The 14,530-nt window shown below is 63.9% G+C and carries 15 protein-coding genes; 6 read left to right on the top strand and 9 right to left on the bottom strand.

Features of this window, described 5'->3' with window-relative positions:
• Positions 1 to 84 precede the first annotated feature (84 nt).
• Both A3A9_RS0131085 and A3A9_RS0131080 read left to right on the top strand, forming a co-directional pair.
• Positions 85 to 570, top strand: coding sequence for a MarR family winged helix-turn-helix transcriptional regulator (locus tag A3A9_RS0131085; protein WP_082222302.1), 486 nt, complete (start codon positions 85 to 87; stop codon positions 568 to 570).
• Positions 567 to 1,247, top strand: coding sequence for a GNAT family N-acetyltransferase (locus A3A9_RS0131080; protein WP_027062115.1), 681 nt, complete (start codon positions 567 to 569; stop codon positions 1,245 to 1,247). The genes A3A9_RS0131085 and A3A9_RS0131080 overlap by 4 nt, the downstream gene beginning before the upstream one ends.
• Positions 1,248 to 1,268: 21 nt before the next feature.
• Here the strand turns inward: A3A9_RS0131080 and A3A9_RS0131075 are convergent, their stop codons facing one another.
• Positions 1,269 to 1,493 (bottom strand): hypothetical protein, encoded by a 225-nt coding sequence (locus A3A9_RS0131075; RefSeq protein WP_027032120.1) that lies wholly within the window; start codon positions 1,491 to 1,493, stop codon positions 1,269 to 1,271.
• Between the two features lie 134 nt (positions 1,494 to 1,627).
• Positions 1,628 to 3,631 carry a PhoX family protein gene (locus tag A3A9_RS0131070; RefSeq protein WP_027062114.1) on the bottom strand — a complete coding sequence of 668 codons (2,004 nt, stop codon included), beginning with the start codon at positions 3,629 to 3,631 and terminating at the stop codon, positions 1,628 to 1,630.
• 318 nt (positions 3,632 to 3,949) lie between these two features.
• Here A3A9_RS0131070 and A3A9_RS0131065 point away from each other — a divergent pair, with 318 nt between their 5' ends.
• Positions 3,950 to 4,501, top strand: a complete 552-nt coding sequence (locus A3A9_RS0131065; protein WP_027062113.1) for a hypothetical protein — start codon at positions 3,950 to 3,952, stop codon at positions 4,499 to 4,501.
• Between the two features lie 116 nt (positions 4,502 to 4,617).
• Here A3A9_RS0131065 and A3A9_RS0131060 read toward each other — a convergent pair whose 3' ends face one another.
• A complete protein-coding gene (locus A3A9_RS0131060) occupies positions 4,618 to 5,283 on the bottom strand; it encodes a response regulator (protein WP_027062112.1) in 666 nt (221 codons plus the stop codon).
• Complete coding sequence (locus A3A9_RS0131055) at positions 5,280 to 6,671, bottom strand: sensor histidine kinase (RefSeq protein WP_027062111.1); 1,392 nt, start codon at positions 6,669 to 6,671, stop codon at positions 5,280 to 5,282. The genes A3A9_RS0131060 and A3A9_RS0131055 overlap by 4 nt, the downstream gene beginning before the upstream one ends.
• A gap of 169 nt (positions 6,672 to 6,840) precedes the next feature.
• Between A3A9_RS0131055 and A3A9_RS0131050 the strand changes: the two genes are divergently transcribed.
• Both A3A9_RS0131050 and A3A9_RS0131045 read left to right on the top strand, forming a co-directional pair.
• On the top strand, positions 6,841 to 7,182 hold the full coding sequence (locus A3A9_RS0131050) for a hypothetical protein (protein WP_027062110.1): 342 nt from the start codon (positions 6,841 to 6,843) through the stop codon (positions 7,180 to 7,182).
• Positions 7,183 to 7,196: 14 nt separating this feature from the next.
• On the top strand, positions 7,197 to 7,907 hold the full coding sequence (locus A3A9_RS0131045; protein WP_027062109.1) for a phosphatase PAP2 family protein: 711 nt from the start codon (positions 7,197 to 7,199) through the stop codon (positions 7,905 to 7,907).
• A gap of 135 nt (positions 7,908 to 8,042) precedes the next feature.
• Here the strand turns inward: A3A9_RS0131045 and A3A9_RS0131040 are convergent, their stop codons facing one another.
• The 4 genes from A3A9_RS0131040 to A3A9_RS0131025 form a co-directional block, all read right to left on the bottom strand.
• Positions 8,043 to 8,642 (bottom strand): DNA-3-methyladenine glycosylase, encoded by a 600-nt coding sequence (locus A3A9_RS0131040; RefSeq protein WP_430515903.1) that lies wholly within the window; start codon positions 8,640 to 8,642, stop codon positions 8,043 to 8,045.
• 1 nt (position 8,643) lies between these two features.
• Entirely contained in the window at positions 8,644 to 11,487 is a 2,844-nt protein-coding gene (locus tag A3A9_RS39845; RefSeq protein ID WP_051371297.1) for a caspase family protein, read from the bottom strand.
• Positions 11,488 to 11,608: 121 nt separating this feature from the next.
• Positions 11,609 to 11,989: a nuclear transport factor 2 family protein gene (locus A3A9_RS0131030; RefSeq protein ID WP_027062107.1), complete on the bottom strand. Its 381-nt coding sequence runs from the start codon at positions 11,987 to 11,989 to the stop codon at positions 11,609 to 11,611.
• 85 nt (positions 11,990 to 12,074) lie between these two features.
• A complete protein-coding gene (locus tag A3A9_RS0131025) occupies positions 12,075 to 12,935 on the bottom strand; it encodes an SMP-30/gluconolactonase/LRE family protein (RefSeq protein WP_027062106.1) in 861 nt (286 codons plus the stop codon).
• 114 nt (positions 12,936 to 13,049) lie between these two features.
• Between A3A9_RS0131025 and A3A9_RS0131020 the strand changes: the two genes are divergently transcribed.
• A complete protein-coding gene (locus A3A9_RS0131020) occupies positions 13,050 to 13,853 on the top strand; it encodes a helix-turn-helix domain-containing protein (RefSeq protein ID WP_027062105.1) in 804 nt (267 codons plus the stop codon).
• A gap of 12 nt (positions 13,854 to 13,865) precedes the next feature.
• Here the strand turns inward: A3A9_RS0131020 and A3A9_RS0131015 are convergent, their stop codons facing one another.
• Complete coding sequence (locus A3A9_RS0131015) at positions 13,866 to 14,507, bottom strand: DUF6622 family protein (protein ID WP_152536214.1); 642 nt, start codon at positions 14,505 to 14,507, stop codon at positions 13,866 to 13,868.
• Positions 14,508 to 14,530: the final 23 nt, after the last annotated feature.

The following is a 14,530-nucleotide window of genomic DNA, read 5'->3' as shown; positions in this document are numbered from 1 at the left end:
CTGGTGGCTCTGCGCACACGGCTGTCTTGAAGTCTTTATATGTCATGTTATATAACATATTATGATTTAACGCGAGGCGCCATGATGGAAGACGTTATCAGATCGCTTGGCTATCTCTGCCTCGGCAGCAGGCTGAAGCGCATTGGCGAGCAGTTGCAGGCCGATGCGCAACAGCTGCTCGATGGGCTGGAGGTTCCGCTTCAGTCGAGCCAGTATCCCTTGCTGGCCGCCCTCGACAGGCTGGGACCGCTGGCCGTCGGCGAGCTGGCGCAATCGCTCGGGCTGACACAGCCTGGCGTGACGAGAAGCGTCTCGCTTCTGGCCGAGCTGGGGCTGGTCGAAACCATTCAATCGCAGGGTGACCAGCGACGGCGGATGGTCTCGCTGACAGCGAAGGGTCAGCGCCTGGTCGATGTGGCCAAACAGGATGTCTGGCCGCGCATCGAAAACGCCGTCGCGGATCTGTGCCGGGACCTTTCGGGGCCGCTGCTCGATCAACTCACGGCCGTCGAGGAGGGACTGGCCGCGGCCCCGCTCGATCGTCGTGTCAAAAAGGCTACCGCGCAATGAAACATGTTCTCGACCGGCCCGTCTGGAGCGCGCTTCGGACGCGGCATCAGGCCTTCGCGCAAGGCGGCAAGCTCGCCAGGCGCTATTCACCGTCCATCGCCCTCTTTGCCGCCACCGCTACCGACGATGCCGCAAGCCTGCAGGCGCTCAGTGACCTTGTTGGTCCGGGTGAAAGCGTCATCATGGCGCAAGCCGACACCATTGCTCTTCCGCCTGACCTCGCGGCCACCTCGACCGCAGACGCCGTCCAGATGGTCGCGCAGGCGCCGTCACAGGCCGTGTCGGACGAACGCGTGCAGCTCCTGACACAGGACGACGCCCCCGAAATGCTGGCGCTGGCGTCGCTTACCAAGCCTGGCCCGTTCACGTCAGGGGCCTTGAGCCTTGGCGCCTTCTGGGGCGTGAAGGTCGAGGGCAGACTGGTGGCGATGGCCGGCGAGCGCATGAAGCAGCCTGGCTACAGCGAACTCAGCGGCGTGTGCGCGCACCCCGAGTTTCGCGGCGCCGGCCTTGGCCGGTTGCTGTCGGTGTTCGTGACCAACCAGATTTTCGCACGCGGCGAAATCCCCTACCTGCACGCCTATGCCAGCAACGCCGGTGCGATAAAGCTGTATGAGTCCATCGGCTTCAGCTTGCGGACCCCGATCAATGTCGCCGTCGTCCAGCGCGCTGCATAAGGCTGGCGGCGGTGGTGGAGATCACGCCGATTTCGGCTCCAGCCGCCGAAAACCGACGGCCTCCATCAGCATCTCCTCGTCGACCATGCCGGCATTGTGGAGCGCAAGCAGGGTGAGAGCCAGCTCACGCGCCTCTGTCGATTCGGGGTGCGCTTCGCGTCGTCGGCAGGCTTCGTCAAAGACACGCTGCAGTCTGGCGATGTCGTCAGGCTTGAGCAAGCCACGGTCATAGATGGACTTCGGCATGGCGACCTCCTGAAAGAGGAATTAGGGCGCCACGTGTAAATGGCCAATCTTTCCCGAGGCTTGAATGATTTCGTGCAAAGGAGGGGCGTCGAATCGCCGAAGCCCCTCCTCAGGATTACGCATGCACGCCGCGATCAGACCGCGATCTTGCCGCCGCCCTGTTTGGTGATGGCGACGACCGACGGCCGCACCGGCATATCCGGCTTGAAGTCGGGCCAGCGCGTCGACAGATCCTCGTAGTAGGACGGGCGGCCAAAACCTTCCCAGTCCTCGCCGCCGTCGCCCGGATGCTGGACGGCGACGAAAGCGGTCTGATCGTCGGGCGCAAACAGCGGGCCGCACATTTCGGCGCCGATCGGCACGCGGAAGAACAGTTTTGACGTCGCCCGCGCGGCACCTTCCGTATCCACCGCCCACAGGCCGTCGGTGCGGCCGGTGGCCTTCGGACCCTGGCCGTCGGTGGCGACCCAGAGGCGACCGGCCGAATCGACCGCGCAATTGTCGGGCATGCCGAACCAGCCATTGGCCGTCGTCGCTGTCGAGAAGGTGGCGCCGACTTCTGCCACCGACGGATCGCCGCATTTCAGCAGCACTTCCCATTTGCCCTTGGCGGAGGTGAAATCGCCATCGTTCTCGGCGATCTCGATGATATGGCCAAAGGCATTTTCAGCGCGCGGGTTGGCGGAGTCGACCTGGTCGGCCTTGCGCTTGGAATTGTTGGTCAGCATGACATAGACCTTGCCGTTGACACCATTGGGCTGGATGTCCTCGGGCCGGTCCATCTTGGTGGCGCCGAGCAGATCGGCGGCACGCCGCGTTTCGATCAGCACGTCGGCCTGGCTGCCAAAGCCGTTTTCCGCCGTCAGCGGGCCTTGACCAAAGACGATCGGCAGCCAGTCCACCGTGCCGTCCTCGGCGAATTTGGCGACATGCAGCGTGCCGTCGTCGAGCAGGTCCTTGTTGGCGGCATGGTCGTTGGCGTTGAAGCGGCCTGTGGTGACGAATTTGTAGACATAGTCGAAGCGCTCGTCGTCGCCGAGATAGAAGACGACGCGGCCATCCCTGGCGACGATCGATTCGGCGCCCTCATGCTTGAAGCGGCCCATGGCGGTGCGCTTCCTCGGCGTCGAGGTCGGATCGTTGACGTCGACCTCGACGATCCAGCCGAACCGGTTGGGTTCGTTCGGCTCCCTGGCTAGGTTGAAGCGGTCGTAATGCGCACCCCATTCATAGGCGCCTTCCGGAATGCCGAGCCGCTTGTAGTTGGCGGCTTCCTTGTGGCCTTCCGGCAGTTCGCCGGAGAAGTAGCCGTGGATGTTCTCCTCGGCCATGACATAGGTGCCCCATGGGGTGACGCCGCCGGCGCAGTTGTTCATGGTGCCGAACACCTTGGTGCCGGACGGGTCGGCATTGGTCTTGACGCGGTCGTGGCCGGCGACCGGGCCCGACAGCGCCATTTCGGTGGTCGAGGTGATGCGGCGGTTGAGCTTGCCGTCGCGCACCACTTGCCATTTGCCCGACACTTTGCGGATCTCGACGATGGTGCCGCCATGCGCTGCCATTTCGACATCGACCTGCTCTTTGCTCAGCAGCGCGAGTTCGGGCTTCTTCTTGCCGTCCTTCTCGACGATCGTGACGATGCCCGGGAACATCAGATGCGGGTTGGTGTATTCGTGATTGACCACCAGCAGGCCGTGCTCGGCCGAGCCGTCGATCTCGATGTAACCGACATAGTCGTTGTTGTAGCCGAACTGCCTGGCCTGTGCCCGCGCCGACTGTTTGGTCGGGTCGAACTCCGGCGAATCGGCAAACAGCGGATCGCCCCAGCGCAACAGCAAGTCGGCGTCATAGCCTGGCGCGACATGGTGCTTGTCGTCGATGCCGGCCTCGAGCTCGTCGAATTTGAAGGCGGAGCTTTCGGCGGCACGGGCGTCGCCAGCGGCGATCATGGCCAGCGGGCTGACGGTTGCGGCAATGGCCGAGACGGCGAGCGATCCCTTAAGAAAACCCCGACGCGAGAACCTGGCGGTGATGATCTCGCCCGTGGTTCGGTTGTCGGTGGGGTTGACGGCCGGTCCTTCGTTTTCCTCGAGCTGGCTGGTGCGGAAGCGGGCGTCGGGGGAGCGATGTTCGGTCATGAAGGCCTCTGGCTCTGGAGTTGGCTGGAGCATGTGACCTTTCGACCCCTAAAGCCTGCCGATCACATTTTCGTGACAACCACAATCTTGCATGTCTGTCCGTCGCTGACATGTCTGTCCGTCGCTGACGATGCCTCACCGGCAAAGATGTTTTGGTTAGAGGTTCCGCTGGGCCTTAGGTCCGAGGTCAGTCCTTCATAAGTCTTGGCTGGCGGCGCATCGGTCGTGGGCCGGTTACAACAGCTCGTTCGATCAGCGATGGTCTCGACACCTGCAACGCCGGTTCGAGATCCGCCGGCATGATTGAAAGGAACCGAGATGCGCAAATCGATCACGACCCGTTGGCTGGTACTGAGAGCAGCATCGGCATTGGCGTTGACCATCGCCCCTTATCAACTGGCGCTTCATGGCTCGGCGGCCGGCGTAGTCGCCGCAAGCGCTTATGCCAAGGATGGCGGACATGGCGGCGGCGGGAATGGCGACGGCGGAGGCGGAGGCGATGGGGGCGGCAATAGTGGTAGCGGCGGAAGTGGCGGCAACAGCGGCAGCGGAAACGGCGGCGGCGGCGACGATGGTGGCAACTCCGGGCACGGCAACAACGATGGCGCCGGTGACGATCACGGCGGCACCAATAACTCCGGACCCGGCAAGGGGCAGAACGACGACGGCAACGACGACAACGGCCATCACGTCAATGCGGCGACCGGCGACAAGGTCGAAGCAGACGGCAACAAGATCGAGGTCGAACATGTCGACGGCACCAAGGAGGAGATCGAGAACGGCCGTTTTGAAATGAAGGATGCGCTGGGCCGCACGATTGTCGAAAGACCGGCGACGCCGGCAGACTTCAGCCGCCTGCAGTCTTTGTGAGGCGAGCCAACAGGCAACGGCCCGCATCACACGTCACCTCCGCCGCGCCCCGGCGGGGGTGACTTTTCGCGTCACCTCGACATTGCCAATGCCAGCAAGCTTTTGGCGGCCGAACTTTATCGCGGATGCAGCTCGCTGCGGTCGCGCGCCTCGCGCATCAGCAGTGCGGCCTCGGTGCGATTGCGCACATTGAGCTTCGACAGGACACCGGTCATATGGTGCTTGACTGTCTTTTCCTGAAGCTTGAGACGCAACGCCACTTCCTTGTTGCTCAACCCTTCAGCCACAAGGCGCAGGATTTCGGCCTCACGGCCGGTTAGCTGGCGCATGCGGTCGCTCATGCCGTTTGCCGGCTGCAGGGAATGCAGGTCGGACAGGAGCCTGGCCGAGAGTGTTGGCGACACATAGCTCTCGCCGCCAGCCACATTGTGCAGGATTTCGGCCAGCGTCCGCGATCCAACACCTTTGAGCACGTAGCCGCGCACCCCGGCATTGAGCGCCCGGGTCACATCGGCATTGGCTTCCGAAACGGTCAGCATGACGATCTTCTGATCGGGATCGCCGGCAAGTATGTTTGCCACGGAGGCTAAACCGCCACCAGGCATCGAGATATCGAGTAGGAGAATGTCGGGTCGCGCCGTCGAGACGATGCGTTCCGCGTCCTGTCCCGTCGCCCCCTCGCCGACCATCTCGAAGCCGCCGATTTCGGACAGGCTGCGTATCACGCCCTCCCGAAACAGCGGGTGGTCATCGACGACGGCGATACGGATGGCGCCAATCATGCTTGCTCCTCGACCGATAAACTGATCATCAATCGCGTGCCCTGAGGCCCGGTCATGATTTCGAATTGGCCGCCAATGCTTTCGATCCGCCCCCTCAAGCCTGCCAGCCCAAGGCCTTCTTCTTTTTCCGGATCGAATCCCTGTCCGCCATCCGATACGTCAACGAACAGCCGGGCTCCTTTCATCCCGGCGTTTACAGCTTGGTTCCTCCCCTTCCCGTGGCGGTACGCGTTGTTGAGACCTTCCTGCACGAAACGATAGATGCTGATCTTCTCGGATGCGCCGGTTTCGGGCAGCGGGCCAGCCGCCGCCAGCGCCACCGAGGTTCCGGTCCTGCGTTCGTGCTCGTTGACCGCCAGGCGCAGGATCTCGGCAACGGCAGCCGTTTCGATCTGCGGCAGAACGAGGCCATTGCAGATGCCGCGTATCTCGCGCATCGAATCGTCCAACGCCCTGCGGATCATGGCGATCTCGGCATCGCGGCTTTCATTTGGCCCCGCGCCTCCTGAAAACACCGGGCTGTCCAGCCGCAGCGCCGCCAGCGCCACGAGTTGGGCCGGGCCGTCATGAAGGTCGGCGCCGATCCGGCGCAGATATCTCTCATTGAGCGCGGTGGCACGGCGGGACGCCCGCTGCGCACGCTGCCGCAAGGCGTTGTTCTGCGTCACCAGGCCCTGCAGCTCCGACACCTGGCGGCGCAGCGCCCCGCGCTGATCGTCGATGGTGCGGCTGCCGCGCAAGACGATGCCCGACAGCAGCAGGAAAGCCGTCAAGCTGGTGCCGGCCACGATCAGCCAGCTCGACAGCAAAGCGGAAGCCAGCGTGGCTTCGAAATCGCCGGCGATCTCGTAGAACTCGGTGACGGCCACCACCTCGCCGGACCAGGGTTCGCGCACGGGATTGTAGATCTCCAGCAACGGCGCGCCGACAGCCTGTTCCTGGCTTTCGTTTTTATCGAACGTATCGAACTGGGCGGCGACGTTGCCCTGGAAGGCGGAACGCAGATTGTCGGTCAGGTCGAAGCGGCGCCCGATCAAGGCCGTATCCTTGGCGTAGAGCACGGTGCCGTCGCGACGCCACAGCCTGAACGACACCAGGCGCTTGCCGAGCGCACCCTGGCCAAGCGTCTCGTCGAGCGCCTGCTTGACGGATTCGCTGAGCTCCTCGCTCTTGCGCAGATCGGGCAGCAATGGCGCAATCACGCTGTCGACATAGAGCGCCGTCGTGGCGGCCGAGTTGCGGATGACGCCGTCCTTGATCTGCATCGTCACCCAGGAGCCCACCACCAGCATCACGGCCAGCAGGCCAAAGCCGCCGGCAATGACGAACTGCAGGGCGAGCGAAAGCTCGCTCCAGCGCCGCGCCAAGGTCTGCAGAATACGAATCATGGCCCCCCGACCGCCCTTTTATCGACAGCCGGGCGATCTCTGCACATTGAGCCTCGGCCCTGTCGTTGCCAAGTCCGCCATTAGGACGACGTCGCTTGACGTCTCGGCGCGCTTCGGAAACAAGGGCCGCGGCACATTTGGCGCAAGCCGCTTCGAGAGGGACGCGAAGTTGAGTTTTTCGGGACTGCTGCAGCTTGGCCTTTCGACGGTGATCTTCCTTCTGGCGGCGACCGCGGCCAAGCAATGGGGGCTGGCACCGAGCCTGGGCAAGATCCTTTTGACGCTGGCGCTCTATTCACTGGGCAATTTGATCATGCTGCGGCTGATCCGTGAATTCGGCATGTCTGTCTCGTTCAGCCTGTCGGCGGTCATCCAGCTGGTCTCGGTCAATGTCGTGGCGCTGGTCTTCTTCGGCGAGCGCGTCAACGCGTTGCAGGCGAGCGGCATCGTACTGGCAATAGCCGCGGTGGCGCTGATCACGCTCGGACCCTATCTGCAGGGGCGGATGTAACGGACTCGTAGCCGATGAAGAACGACCCCAACAGCTTGTTCAACCGCATCGAATTTCCGGTGCTGCTGGCCGGGTTGATCATCGCCGGCTGTCTATGGGGTTTCGAGGAACTGATGGAAGTGGCGCGGGCCACCACGCCGCACGCCTTCGACACCGAAATTCTGCTCGCCTTCAGACAGGTTGGCCAGCCCGGGATCCCGATCGGTCCGCCATGGCTGGAAGGCGCGATGCGCGACATCACCAGCCTCGGCAGCGCCAGCGTCCTGGTGCTGATCACGACGGCGACGATCATCTACCTGCTGCTGATCCGCAGGCCGGGAACCGCACTTCTCATCTTCGTGGCCGTGGCGGGCGGGCAGGTGCTGTCGAGCCTGTTGAAAGTCGGTGTCGACCGGCCACGCCCGGAACTCGTCTCGCATCTGGTCAACGAAACCTCGCTGTCGTTCCCGAGCGGCCACGCCATGCTGTCGGCGGTGACCTACCTCACGCTCGGTTCGCTGGCGGCACGCTTCCTGCATGGCCGGGCGACCAAGATCTATGTCCTGTCGCTCGCCGTGTTGACAACGGTGCTGGTCGGCGTCAGCCGCATCTATCTCGGTGTCCACTGGCCGTCGGACGTGCTGGCCGGCTGGTGCGCCGGCTTTGCCTGGGCGATGCTGTGCTGGCTGGTGGCGCGGCTGCTGCAACGGCGCAAGATGGTCGGCGACGATCCAGACAGCGCCTGACTCGCCGGGGCTTGCCGTCAGATCAATCTGTTGATCAGGTGCCCACCACAGCCTGCCAGCACCAGAACCATCGACAGCAAGCATGCCGATGTCATCAAGGATTTCAGGATTTTCAACGGCGCTATCCCCTTCTTCTTATCGGTTGAGCGACCTTGGACCGCTGACGAACGGGTTGCCCCTCAAATAAAAGCGCAGCGGCCGGTCCGCATCCTTCGTAATGCCGATCCTGATGCCTTGCCCGATGTCGCCGGGCTCATGCTCATCATTCGCCAGCCATAGCGGGCCTTTGCAGCAGAGGTCGAGCCCGTCTAGCGAACGATCGATGCGCAGCGCCGCCGCCAGACGTCCCGGTCCGCGCGCCAGGTCGCGCAAACGCCCGACGCCGCGGTTGAGCCGCATGATCTCGATGCCTTCGACAGGCTCCAACGCCCGGATCAGAACGCCGGTGCCGATCCCTTGCGCCTCGCTCGACACGTTCAGCATCATCGAGATGCCGTAGGAGATGTAGACATAGGCGTGGCCGCGTTCGAGGAACAGCGAACGGTTGCGCTCCGTCATCCCCCGGTAGCCATGCCCGGCCGCATCGCCGACGATATAGGCCTCGGTCTCGACAATGCGGCCGCTGACAACGCCCTCAGGCAATTCGCGCGCCACCAGCTTGCCGATGAGATAACGGGCGAGAGCCGCCGTCTCGTCAGGCAGCTCCGCACGGGCAATCGGATGGCGGGCGGTCACGCTAATTCGACTTCGCCAGGGCAACATTGACCGCAGCAAGATTGGCCGGCGTGTCACCGGCACTGATACCGGTGGCCGCCTTTCCTGCGATGGCTGCTTCGCAAAGCGATTTCGCTTCCATCAGGCTGTCCCGGTCGCTCGTGCGGCTGCCCAGCCCGAGCAAAGCGTGACAGAGGCTGTCCTGCATATAGGGGACTTCCGTGGGTTCAGCCGTTTCCTGCACCGCGAGCCCGGCCCTCAGGATCGGGATGGCCGCCTCGAACTGCGTCAAATCGTTCTCGCGCTCGCCCAGCAGCACGAGCTGATAGCCGATCGAGTTTTGCAGATTCGCCCACCAGACCGGATGGGCCTCTCTGTTCTGGATCTCCGCCGAGGCCCGCCAGGCAGCGATTGCCGCCCGCCAGTCGTCAGCACCTGGTTTTCCGTTCTGACGCTCGCCGAGCGTGGCGAGCGCATCGCCTAGATTGTGCTGCAAAATGGCCCAGTCGTACGGCGCCCGGTCGCGCGTCGATTCTTCCAGCGCGGCGCGAAAGGCTGCGATGGCGGCGTTCAGGCTTTCGGTGCCGCTCTCGCGCTCGCCCAGCCTTGCGAGCGCAGTACCGAGATCGTTCTGCGCCAGGGCCCAGTCGAGGGGCACCCGATCTCGGGTCCATTCCTGCAGCGCGGCGCGGATGGCGGTGACTGCGGCGTTCAGAGTCTCGTTGCCACTTTCGCGCACGCCCAACGCCACGAGCGCAGTGCCCAGGCCGTTCTGAATCATGGCCCAGGTGAGCGGCTGGCGGTCTCGGGTCATGACCTCCAGCGCGGCGCGGTAAGCCTTGACGGAGGCCGTCAATTTGTCTGTGCCAGTCTCGCCCATACCAAGCATCTTGAGGGAGACACCGAGATTGTACTGGGCCCCGGCCCACTGGAAAGGCATCCGATCCCGGGTCGCTACCTCGAGCACGGCACGGAACGCCGTGACGGCGGCGTTCAGGGTATCGGTGTTGCTCTCGCGCTGGCCAAGCTGTGTGAGTACATTGCCCAGATTGCTTTGCGTCGTGGCCCATTCCAGCGGCGCCCGGTCGCGTGTCTCAACCTCCAGTGCGGCGCCAAAAGCAGCAACCGCAGCCTTGTAGCTGTCAGTTCCGGCTTCGCGATCGCCAAGCATTGCGAACGTAATGCCCAGATTGCCCTGTGTCACCGCCCAGTCAAACGGCACACGCTTGCGGGTGCGCTCCTTCAGGGCGGCGCGGAATGCCTTGACGGAGGCGTTCAGGCTATCGGTGCTGCTCTCGCGTTCGCCGAGCCTTTCCAGCGCATAGCCAAGGCCATCCTGCAACTGCGCCCAGCCCAGTCGGTCGCTGCTGCGCGGCAACAGGTCCAACGCATCGCCATAGGCTGCGATCGCCTGTTTCAGGGCGTCGTTGTCGCCCTTCTGGTCGCCCTGGGTCTCAAGCGCATCGGCCTCGCCGCCCTTGTAGGCCGCTGCGATGGCCCTGTCCCATTTCGCGACCTGATCGAAGGCCAGCCGATAGTTCTCCGCGGCCGCCGGATAATCGCCCTTGAGGGCGTATCCCTGCGCCGTCTTGGCGATCACCGCGCCACCCTCGAGCCGCCGGGTCTTGAGATCCGCCTCAGCTTCGTCGAGGCTTTTGCTGATAACGAGATACCGGCCCTTGGCCTGTTCCCAGAACCCGACGCTGAGGTCGAGCGCCCCCTCGTCGAGCGCCTGCTGGGCAAGACCGGAAAGCCGGACTATTTCAGGGTCAGCGCCGGTCAGCGCCGTGTGTTCGGCCATTGCCTTCTTGATCGTATCGGTCTGTGCTTTCAGCAACTGATCGAGCTCGGCCGGGTCGTTCGGCACTTTTTGGCCCAGCGCCTGCAACAAGCCGTAAATGGCGTCCATCGGCACGGCTGCCTTGGTCGCGGCGGCTTCCACTTCGCGGCGCAGATCGTCCGGCGTGTCGGCGATGCTGAGCAGCAACCGCCGCCTGCCTTGGCGAATGGCCTCCTGGTCCTTGTCGCCGGCGGGCGCCGGAGCACCGAAGCTCAGCACCCGCCGCAGTGACGAATTCGTCCATGGCAGTTGCCGGCCATCGGTCTTGAGGTAGACCTCCTGCCGCACCAGCGTCATCAACTCGTCGAACGGATAGTCGCCGGCGCCAAAATGCTTGAGCAACGCCGCCGCGTAGGGCGAGTTGCCGCCCGCTTGCCCGTCGAGCGCCGCCTCTCCGGGCGATGCGGCAAAGCCGATCACCATGCCGAGGCTGTCCTTGGAGACGCCGGGCTTGGCGATAGGCGTTGCGCCGCGCACCTCGCCGAGCCCGGTGGTCGCGACGTCGATGATCTGTGTGCTGCCGGGCAGCTTGATGGCCGTCCCTGCCGGAAACGCATTGGTGCGGCAGGCATCGAGCAGCGTGATCGTCACCGGCACGGTTTTGGCCAGTTCTTCGAGCAGGTCTTGCACCGGCACCAGGCTCTCGCCGGCTTTCTCCGGTGTCGAGATATCGGCATCGGTCGGTACCAGATAGTCGGCACCGCCCGCCTCGACGCCATGGCCCGAATAGTAGACCAGCGCCACATCGGCATCCCTGGCATCGCGCACGAAGCGCTGGATGTCGTTTTCAAGGTCGGCCCGGTTGTCGTTCAGCGCGCGGTGGACATCGAAGCCGAGATTGCCCAGCAGCTCGTCCATCGCCCTCGCATCACTCTTGGGGTTCGTCAGGTCGTGAAGCGCCTCGCTGTCGTAGTCGCTCTCGCCGATGACCAGCGCCACGCCGTGCAGCTCGGCGCAAAGCGCGGGCGCCGCGCCAAGCATCAGCACCGAGGCAAGAGCGGCAAGAAGCGCATGTCCGGATCGCATTGGTAGCCCCCGCTACATCGTAGCCAACGCTGATAGGCCTGGCAATCGACGGAAGTTGGGCGGCAATACCTGCGGCCGGCGCGTGGCTATTCCAAGTTAGCGACCACGATGGAGGCCGGGCTCACGGTATCCGCTCGACCCATTTCGCGCGCGATGGCCCCGGCTTGAACGGATCGCCGAAATACTGGGTCTCGCGGGACACCTTGCCGTCGAGGAATTCCATGATGCTGACCGTGTAGGACGGCCGCCCGTCATAGCTCAGCACATATTCGGTGACCCAGAGATCGCCGGCACCCGTGATCCGCCGCACCGTGAAGCGCTTGCGGTTCGGCTGAGCGGCACGCGAAGACTGGATGTTGCGCCGCCCTCGGATGCGCTCACCCGATTGCGGATAGTCGAGCACCGCATCCTCCCGGTAGATGTCGTGCTCGGCTTCGAAATCATCGGCGTCGGAGGCGGCCCAGTGGCGATCCAGAGCGATGCGAATCTTCCGGTCTTCCATGGCAATCCTCCTTGGCTGTAGACCGCCGCACCATACGCCGGTCCGGAGCGGACCTTCCAGAGGGAGGGCCCGCCAGGAACAGCGCTCAATCGAGCTTCAATGCCGCCACCTCGCCCTCGTTCATCAGTGGCACGTAGAGGATCGACTTGCCGTCGGTGCCGATGTCGGCGCTGCCCGGCTTGAAATGCACCACCGCTTCCGGCGCGCCGCCGGCCTTGTATCGGTAAAGCGTGCCGGTCATGTAGGCGGTGGCGTAGATGGTGTCGCCAAGCGCGATGACGCCGTCGAGGTCGGCGAATTTCTGCGCGCCCGGTAGCGGTGAAACCACCTTGCTGGCGAGGTCGACCGACAGCAGCCCGCCCGGCTCCGCCGTGCTGAAGTCGGGCTTGATGCCCTTGCCCCAGGAGGCGACGATCAAGCGGTCGCCATCGGCGAAGACGCCATTGGGTGAAGCGAGCAACGGGTCTTTTACGAACAGCTCCGGCTGGTCGCCGTCGATGCGGTAGATGGTATCGGCCAGCATGTCGGTGACATAGACCTTGCCTGTGTCGCCCGAGGTCATGTCGTTGAGGAACACGGCATTCGGCACCGTGATGCTGGTGACCAGTCTGCCGCTGGCCAAGTCGACAACGCGGACCTTGGTGATGTCGGCGACATAGAGCTTGCCGCCCGATATCGCCATGCCCTTGGGCGCGTCCATGCCGTCGGTCCAGTGCTGGGTCACCGTCTTGCCGTCCATCGACAGCACCGACAAATAGCCGTTGCCGTCGGCATCGCCCGGATTGCCAACGATGTTGGAGACGATGATGCGATTGTTGGTGGCGTCGAACAGCGCCGATTCCGGCTGTTCGAGCCCCGTGGCGCGCCAGAGCTCGTCGGCCTGGGCAGCCGATATGGCAGCGATACCGATGGTGGCGATAAAGGCTGGGATGATGAGGCGGTTCATGGCTGTTCTCCTGTGATGACAGGCGGACAGCTAGGATTTTCGATACTTTTGCGAAAGCCTGATTGCCGCTAGTATCGAATATCGATACGAAACTGCCGGCAAGAGGTGCATCCCATGAACGGTCTGATCTTCGAGGCGCTGAAGCGGACGCTGAAGGCGAAGGGCGTCACCTATCGCGAGCTTGCCGAACGCATGGGCGTTTCCGAGCCGACGGTGAAGCGCATCTTCCACGAGCGCAACTGCAAGCTCGACCGGCTGGTGAAGATTTGCGCGGCTGCCGGCGTCGAGCTGGAAAACGTGCTCGGCTCCATGAACCGCGGGCCGGGGCCGGTCAACCACATCGCACCCGAGATCGAGCGCAGGCTCGCCGGCCGGCCGGCGCTGCTGTTCATCTTCGTCATGCTGTCGGAAAAATTCACGCCGGAAGGCGTGATGCGCTCACAAGGCCTGAGCGAAGCTTCGATGTTCCTTTATCTGCGCGACCTCGAGGAGCTCGGCCTGATCGAAATCGGGCGTGGCCTTTCGGCAAGATTGCTGGTCGAAACGCCGATCCAGTGGAATTTCGAAGGACCGCTGCGGCCGCTGTTCGAGATGACCAACAAGAATTTCATCGGCTGGGCCATCACCCATATCGACAAGGAAGCGACCTTCGTCAGCTTCTCCAGGCGCATGCGGCCGGAAACGGCGGAGATGGTGCGGCGCGAGGCCGAGGAACTGGCCGATCGCGTGAAACTGCTTGCCCATCACGACCAGCACACCACGCCGGAGGAGGGGCTCACCGGCTACAAGTTTACGTTTGCCTTTGGCGCGACGCCGTTCCCCGCGATCATGCCGATCGGCCCGCACCCGCGCGATGCCGGCGCGCGGTTGAAGGATGGCCGCGAGTCGTCGAGAGAGAAGCGCCCGCAGCCGGCGTGACCGGGGGATTCTTCAGGCAGGCTGCCTGAGAAATCCCGGCGGAAGGATACCGATCGAGCGCGCAATCATCATGGCGGCAAAGAAACCCGACAGCACCGCGCTTGCCAGCACGAAACCGGTTTCCTGCGCCAGCGTCGGATCTATCCCCAGCGCGATGCCCTTTGCATAGCGGACGACGATGATCGCGATGATCAGCACCAGCGGCAGCCAGTCGCCCTGCAGCGCCAGCCTGCCGTCGGGCAGCAGTCTGGCCGGCCGGCGCCGCGCCATGGCCGTGCCGGCAAAGGCGCCGGCCACGGCGCCGCAGGCGAAGCCGAGCAGTCCGGTCGCCGAAATGCCGGTGGCGACGAGATTGTAGAGCGCCAGGCCGCTGATGAGGACCGGCAGGACGAGAAGGCGCGAAGGCGAGACGACGCGATCCCGGGTGCGGCTCCAGCCGATGAACAGGCCATAGAGGATCAACGGCCAGACCCAGAGCGGCGTATGCGAAAGGATATCGGCCATGCCGGGCATATGGCTGCCGCCATCGGCAGCGGTGTCCGCTGCCAGCGCGATGCGGCTTGACGTCAGCAAGAAGCCGGCGGCAGACAAAAGCGTGGCAGTCCTGCGGAAAGGCAGGGTTGTCCGAATTGCCTGGATAAGGGGGAGAGACATTGCGGAACTCCGTCTGCGGTTGA

Origin of the sequence: Mesorhizobium loti CJ3sym, from assembly GCF_000472785.1 — a bacterium.
GTDB classification, from domain to species: domain Bacteria; phylum Pseudomonadota; class Alphaproteobacteria; order Rhizobiales; family Rhizobiaceae; genus Mesorhizobium; species Mesorhizobium loti_E.
Note: the sequence above shows the minus strand (reverse complement) of the source record. Positions and strands in the feature narration are given on the sequence as shown.